The 6,780-nt window shown below is 67.7% G+C and carries 5 protein-coding genes; 4 read left to right on the top strand and 1 reads right to left on the bottom strand.

Annotated elements, in window-relative coordinates:
• A partial coding sequence (locus AC1D01_RS15675; protein ID WP_477867767.1) for an indolepyruvate ferredoxin oxidoreductase family protein occupies nt 1-3,243 on the bottom strand: 3,243 nt, incomplete at its 3' end.
• Nucleotides 3,244-3,409: 166 nt separating this feature from the next.
• Here AC1D01_RS15675 and AC1D01_RS15670 point away from each other — a divergent pair.
• From AC1D01_RS15670 to AC1D01_RS15655, 4 genes are all read left to right on the top strand, one after another.
• Nucleotides 3,410-3,982, top strand: a complete 573-nt coding sequence (locus AC1D01_RS15670; RefSeq protein WP_477867765.1) for an Lrp/AsnC family transcriptional regulator — start codon at nt 3,410-3,412, stop codon at nt 3,980-3,982.
• Between the two features lie 89 nt (nt 3,983-4,071).
• Nucleotides 4,072-5,385 (top strand): lipase family protein, encoded by a 1,314-nt coding sequence (locus AC1D01_RS15665; RefSeq protein ID WP_477867763.1) that lies wholly within the window; start codon nt 4,072-4,074, stop codon nt 5,383-5,385.
• Nucleotides 5,386-5,421: 36 nt separating this feature from the next.
• Nucleotides 5,422-6,351: a LysR family transcriptional regulator gene (locus AC1D01_RS15660; RefSeq protein ID WP_477867761.1), complete on the top strand. Its 930-nt coding sequence runs from the start codon at nt 5,422-5,424 to the stop codon at nt 6,349-6,351.
• Nucleotides 6,352-6,580: 229 nt separating this feature from the next.
• Nucleotides 6,581-6,780 (top strand): hypothetical protein (locus AC1D01_RS15655; protein ID WP_477867758.1); only part of this gene is annotated, 200 nt, incomplete at its 3' end.

The raw sequence follows: 6,780 nt of genomic DNA, 5'->3' as shown, positions 1-6,780 counted from the left end.
CTGCTTCACCAGCTCGCCCTTGTCGTTCTTCTTCGCGAGGGCCGGCGGCGCCAGGTGGTAGTTCAGCGTGTAGTCGCCCTCGAACTGCGCCGCCACCTTGTCGAGGAAGCTCTTGTCGGTGTGCAGCCGCGCCACCTCGTACTCGTCCTTGTAGGCCATCAGCTTGAACAGGTAGCGCGCGACCTGCTCGGTCAGCTTGTGGCCGCCCAGCGGCGCCTCGGCGGCCCGCACCTTCTCGACGAAGGCCTTGTATTGCGCCGCGTACGCCGCATCCTGGTAGCCGGTCAGGAACTCGACGCGCTTGGCGATCACGTCGTCGACGTTGACGCTCTTGCGCACGAACTCGATCACCTGTGCCGCCTTGAACAGCGCCTTCACCGCCGCCAGGTCGTGCGCCGCGCGGCGGCCCCATTCGAAGGCCGCCTTGTTGTTGTCGACCTGCACGCCGTTCAGCTCGATCGCGCGCATCAGCGCGGCATGGCCGAGCGGCACGCGGCCCTTCTGCCATGCATAGCCGAGCATCAACGGGTTGGTGTACAGCGAATCGCCGACCAGCTGCACCGCGAGCTCCTCGGCATCGAGCATGCCCACCTGCGCCGCACCGGCCGCCGCGACGACCGCCGCCTCGCAGCTCGCGCCGGGGAACTGCCAGTCCGGGTTGGTCACGAAAGCCGCCGTCGGCGAGCCGTGCGTGTTCAGCGCGACGAAGCTGCGGCCCTCGCGCAGCGTCGCCAGCGTGGCCTTGTTGGCGCCGACGATCGGGTCGCAGGCGATCACCAGGTCGGCTTCCGCGGTGCCGACCTTGGTGGTGTGGATCGCCTCCATGCGGTTCGCGATCTGGATGTGGCTCCAGGTGCTGCCGCCCTTCTGCGCGAGGCCGGCCGAATCCTGCGTGACGATGCCCTTGCCCTCCAGGTGCGCCGCCATGCCGAGCAGCTGGCCGATCGTGATCACGCCGGTGCCGCCGACGCCGGCGACGACGATGCCCCAGGCCGTTTCCGCCACCGGCAGCACCGGCTCCGGCACCGCGATCGATGACGGCTGCGGCCGCTCCTGCTTGGCCTTCTTCGCGCTCTTCAGCTGCCCGCCCTCGACGGTGATGAAGCTCGGGCAGAAGCCCTTCACGCAGGAGTAGTCCTTGTTGCAGGTGTTCTGGTTGATGCGGCGCTTGCGGCCGAACTCGGTCTCGACCGGCTCCACGCTCAGGCAGTTGCTCTGCACCGAGCAATCGCCGCAGCCCTCGCAAACCAGCTCGTTGATCACCACGCGCTTGGCCGGCTCGACCATCGTGCCGCGCTTGCGGCGGCGGCGCTTCTCGGTCGCGCAGGTCTGGTCGTAGATGATGGCCGTCGTGCCCTTCAGCTCGCGGTATTCGCGCTGCAGGCGGTCGAGCTCGTCGCGGTGGAACACCTGCACGCCCTCGGCGAGCGCGACGCCGTCGTACTTCTCGGGCTCGTCGGTCACGATGCACAGCGCGGCCACGCCCTCGGCCTTCAGGCTGTTCATGATCTGCAGCACCGAGTGGCCCTCGGGCCGCTCGCCCACGCGCTGCCCGCCGGTCATCGCGACTGCGTCGTTGTAGAGGATCTTGTAGGTGATGTTCACGCCGGCCGCGATGCTCTGGCGGATCGCCAGGCTGCCGCTGTGGAAGTAGGTGCCGTCGCCGAGGTTCGCGAAGATGTGCTCGTCGGTCGTGAACGGCGCCTGGCCGATCCACGGCACGCCTTCGCCGCCCATCTGCGTGAAGGTGCTGGTGCTGCGGTCCATCCACACCACCATGTAGTGGCAGCCGATGCCGGCCACCGCGCGCGAGCCCTCGGGCACCTTGGTGCTGGTGTTGTGCGGGCAGCCGCTGCAGAAGAACGGCAGGCGGTCGCCGCCCTCGTTCTTCACGTCGACGAGGCTGCGTTCCTTGGCCTCGATCAGCGCGAGCCGCGCATCGATGCGCGCGGCGGTGTCGGCATCGACGCCGAGCTTCTTCAGCCGCTTGCCGATCGCCTTCGCGATGATGGCCGGCGTCAGGTCGGCCTGCGCGCGCAGCAGCCAGTTGCTGCCCGGGTTCGGCTGCGACCATTCGCCGCCGCTCTGGTCGCCGGCCACCTCGTCGAACTTGCCGAGCACGGTCGGCCGCACGTCGGGGCGCCAGTTGTAGAGCTCCTCCTTCAGCTGGTACTCGATGACCTGGCGCTTCTCCTCGACGACCAGGATCTCCTGCAGGCCCTTCGCGAACTCGCGCGTGATGGTGGCCTCGAGCGGCCACACGACGTTGACCTTGTGCAGCCGGATGCCGAGGTGGCGGCAGGCGTCGTCGTCGAGGCCGAGGTCGTGCAGCGCCTGGCGGGTGTCGTTGTAGGCCTTGCCGCTGGCGATCAGGCCGAAGCGGTCGTTCGGGCCTTCGATCACGTTGTGGTTCAGCTTGTTGGCGCGGATGTAGGCGAGCGCGGCGTACCACTTGTGGTCCATCAGCCGCGCTTCCTGCTCGAGCGGCGCGTCGGGCCAGCGGATGTGCAGGCCGCCGGCCGGCATCACGAAGTCTTCCGGCAGCACGATGTTCACGCGGTCGGGGTCGACGCTGATGCTGGCCGACGATTCGACGATCTCCTGGATCGTCTTCATGCCCGACCAGACACCGGCGAAGCGGCTCATCGCGAACGCATGCAGCCCCATGTCGAGGATGTCCTGCACGCTCGACGGGAAGAACACCGGCAGCCCGCAGGCCTTGAAGATGTGGTCGCTCTGGTGCGCCGCGGTGCTGCTCTTGGCGATGTGGTCGTCGCCGGCCAGCGCGATCACGCCGCCGTGCTTCGCGGTGCCGGCCATGTTGGCGTGCTTGAACACATCGGAGCAGCGGTCCACGCCCGGGCCCTTGCCGTACCAGATGCCGAACACGCCGTCGAACTTCTTGCTCTGCGGGTACAGGTCGAGCTGCTGCGTGCCCCACACCGCGGTCGCGCCGAGCTCTTCGTTGACGCCGGGCTGGAACACGATGTTCTGCGCCTGCAGGTGCTTCTTGGCCTGCCACAGCGCCTGGTCGTAGCCGCCGAGCGGCGAGCCGCGGTAGCCGCTGATGAAGCCGCCGGTGTTCAGGCCGGCCATCGCGTCGCGCGTGCGCTGCAGCATCGGCAGCCGCACCAGCGCCTGCACGCCGCTCATGAAGGCGCGGCCGGTCGCGAGGCTGTACTTGTCGTCGAGGGAGACGCTCTCGAGCGCCTTGCGAATGGATTCGGGTAGCGGGGCATTCATCGGCCAGGGCTCCTTGGGGGAGGGTTCGGTGAGGCGCGTCGGCCGCTCGTGGCGGCGTCGGCAGCGGTCAGTGTAGGGATTCGGGCTGCGCAAGTCCTTTCTATGTTTGCCCTGCCAGAGGGCCTGCGCGCAATAATCTTGCTGACATTTCCATCTGGTGACGAGAATGACGCTCAAAAAGCCCGTATCAGGGAAAACCAGCAGATCGGCGGCCCCGGCGCTTCACGCCCCCGCCGGCGAGCCGCACGGCGCCACGCTCGACCGCTACGACGTGCTGATCCTGCGCGAGCTGCAGCAGGAGGCGCGGCTGTCCAATGCCGAGCTCGCGGGGCGCATCGGGCTGTCGGCCGCGCCGACCTGGCGGCGCGTCAAGTGGCTGGAGGAGCAGGGCTACATCACCGGCTACCGCGCCGAGCTCGACCGGCGCAAGGTCGGCCTGGGCGTGCTGGCCTTCGTGCGCGTGGATGCCAACCGCAACACCGGCACCGAGACGCGCGCGCTCGAGGACGCGATCCGCCAGCTGCCCGAGGTGATCGCCTGCCACTACATCTCGGGCGCCGGCACCTTCGAGCTGCAGGTGATGGCGACCGACCTCGATGCGTTCTCGCGCTTCTCGATCGAGACGCTGTTGAACCTGCCGAACGTGAAGGACATCCACACCAGCTTCTCGCTCGGCGAGGTGAAGGCGGGCGGGGCGCTGCCGCTGACGCACCTGAGAGGCGCACTCGGCGTTGACTGAACCGCGCAGGGCGACGACGTCCTTCTCCTTGGGGAGGTGAATGCGAAGAGGCTGGCCTATCTTCGAGTCTTTCAGGCGCGGAGGCAGGCATGGTCATTTCGAACGCATGGGGGCGAGCAGCCGTGGCGGCGCTGCTGCTGGGCGCGGCTGCAGGGGCAGGGGCGCAGGAAGCTCCGGTGGATCCGCAGGCGCAGGAGGTGGAAGCCGGGCCCCCGCCGGACAAGGTGCTGCCTCCGCAAGACCCACCACCAAAGACTCCCGGCGCACTGGACCCGCCGACGACGCCTGCGGCCGATGCGGTGCTGCCGGACAAGGCGGAAAAGCCCGCTGAACCATTGCACGCGTTTCGACGCGATTTCCGCAAGCGCACCAAGCAACCGATGCTGGCCGACGAGGTCGCGCAACATGCGTCGGCGATTCTTCCGTACGCGATGCTGTCGGCGGTCGTCTACTGCGATGACCTGTACCAGCGCCGCAAAGTCCCGAAGCCGGCAGTTGCCGGCGAAGCAGCCAGCGCATCCGACCCGGTGTCCGACTCCGACTGCGACGGAGGCTTCGCAGCGGCCGATCACGGCTGGAGCCGACTGCACACCTACGCCAGCGACCGCAGTGACGACACGGCCGACCTGCCGGCCGGGCGCGAATGGCTTGGCCTGCGTTTCGGAGTGTTCTATCGGCCGGAGGCCGACGGCTCGGTGAGTGTCGCCGTCGCGTTTCGCGGCACGGACTTCACGAGCCTGGCCGACTGGTACAGCAATTTGCGGTGGGTCGTGCCGGGACACGATCAGTACAACCAGGTGTCGGACATGGTCGAGCAGGTGATCGATCGCACCAAGCTCGACATCAAGGAGGCGTTGGGCCGGCCCATCGACCGCTGGCACATCGTGTCGACCGGGCACTCGCTGGGCGGTGGCTTGGCCCAGCTGTTTGCCTATCGCAGCGCCGAGGTCGAGGCCGCGGTCGTCTTCGACCCTTCGCCGGTGACAGCCTACTGGTCCTGCGTTGACCCGAAGGTGATGCATTGCAATGTGCCGGTATGGCGCATCTACGAGAAGGGGGAGGCCTTGGCCTATGTGCGCTCCTTCCTGCGGCTGTTCTATTCGTTGAGCGAGAACATCACCGAGCTCGAGTTCGATCTGCTGCACGGCAACATCATCGCCAACCACAGCATGCCGCGCTTCTATCGGCAGCTGTCGAAGGAAGTGCGTGCGCGGCCGGTTGCCGAAGATCAGTTTGCGCTGCTCACGAAAGGCCATCCCGACTGCTATTGCTCCAAGAATATCAATCCCATCTGGTGGAAGGATCCTGCAAAAGAGCAATGTGAAAAGCTGTACTCGTCGTCGGACGACCCGGGTGCCGATGCTCCGATGCGCCTGAGCAGTTCCGAGTTGGGTGGCCGCTGATCGGGGGCGCGGCTGCAGGCCCTAAGCTTGCGGCCCATGAAGAACCTGACGCTGCGCCAGCTGCGCGCCTTCGAGGCCGCCGCGACCACGCTGAGCCACTCGCGCGCCGCCGAGCAGCTGCATCTCACGCAGCCGGCGGTGTCGATGCAGATCCGGCTGCTCGAAGACGAGCTCGGGCTGCCGCTGTTCCGCAAGCAGGGCCGCGGGCTGCAGCTCACCGAGGCGGGCGACGAACTGCTGCGCCATGCGCGCGGCATCCTCGGCGCGATCCGCCAGGCCGAGGAGGCGCTGACCTCGATGAGTTCGGGGGAGGGCAGCACGCGCGGCCAGCTGCACCTGGGCGTGGTGCCGACGGCGAACTACTTCGCGCCGCTGTTGATGATGGCGTTCCGCGAGCGCTTTCCCGAGGTCAAGCTGAAGCTGTCGGTGGACCGGCGCGAGACCATCCTCGCGCTGCTGAACGAGCACCAGATCGATGTCGCGATCGCCGGCTACCCGCCGTCGGAGGCCGATGTCGAGGCCGAGGCCTTCGCACGCCACCCGCACTGCATCGTCGCGGCGCCCACGCACCCGCTGGCCGGCAAGCGGCGCATCGCGTGGAGCGAGCTGAAGGGCGAACCGTTCATCTTCCGCGAGCCGGGCTCGGCGACGCGGCAGTTCCTCGAGCACCTGCTGCAGTCGCAGTCGCTGCAGGTCAACGTGACGATGGAGCTGTCGGGCAACGAGACCATCAAGCAGGCGGTGATGGCGGGCATGGGCATCAGCTTCATGTCGGCGCATGCGTTCCAGATCGAGCTGGCGGCCGGGCGCATGGCGGTGCTCGACCTCGCCGGCATGCCCAAGCTGCTCGACTGGTGCCTGCTGCACCGCCGCGACGGCGTGYTGACCGGCGTGAGCGCGGCGTTCCGCGAGTTCGTGCTGGAGCACGGGGCGCGGCTGGCGCATTGCGAGTTGAAGGGCGGGTGATTGCCCGTGGTCGGCGCGGTGTCGCGAGAGCCGCCGACAGCACGCGTCCCCCACGTTTTCCCCGAGTTCGTAGCCCGGATGGAGCGCAGCGGGAATCCGGGAGCGGCCGTCGACGTGACCGACGATCCCCGGATTGGCATCCGGGCTACGAACTCATCAGGGTTCCTTTCTCATTCAATAAGAAACCATTGCTTGTCCTTATGCCTGGAGGCTCCTAGATTTCGTCTCCATGACTGATCCGACCCACCCCTTCCCGACCTGGGATGCCGCCCACGCCGAGCGCCTGGACGAGCCCGGCCGCCTGCTGTACCGATCGAACCTGCTGGGCTCCGACCTGCGCATCACGAACTACGGCGGCGGCAACACCTCTGCCAAGCTGCTGCAGCGCGACCCGCTCTCGCAGCAGGACACCGAGGTGCTGTGGGTCAA

It is taken from the genome of Rhizobacter sp. P3_B12, assembly GCF_056402895.1.
The sequence above is the reverse complement of the archived record's forward strand: the minus strand, read 5'-3'. Positions and strand labels throughout refer to the sequence as shown.

Coding starts and splice junctions, on each gene's coding strand:
- AC1D01_RS15670 (WP_477867765.1), top strand. CDS start 3,410: ATGACGCTCAAAAAGCCCGTATCAGGGAAAACCAGCAGATCGGCGGCC.
- AC1D01_RS15665 (WP_477867763.1), top strand. CDS start 4,072: ATGGTCATTTCGAACGCATGGGGGCGAGCAGCCGTGGCGGCGCTGCTG.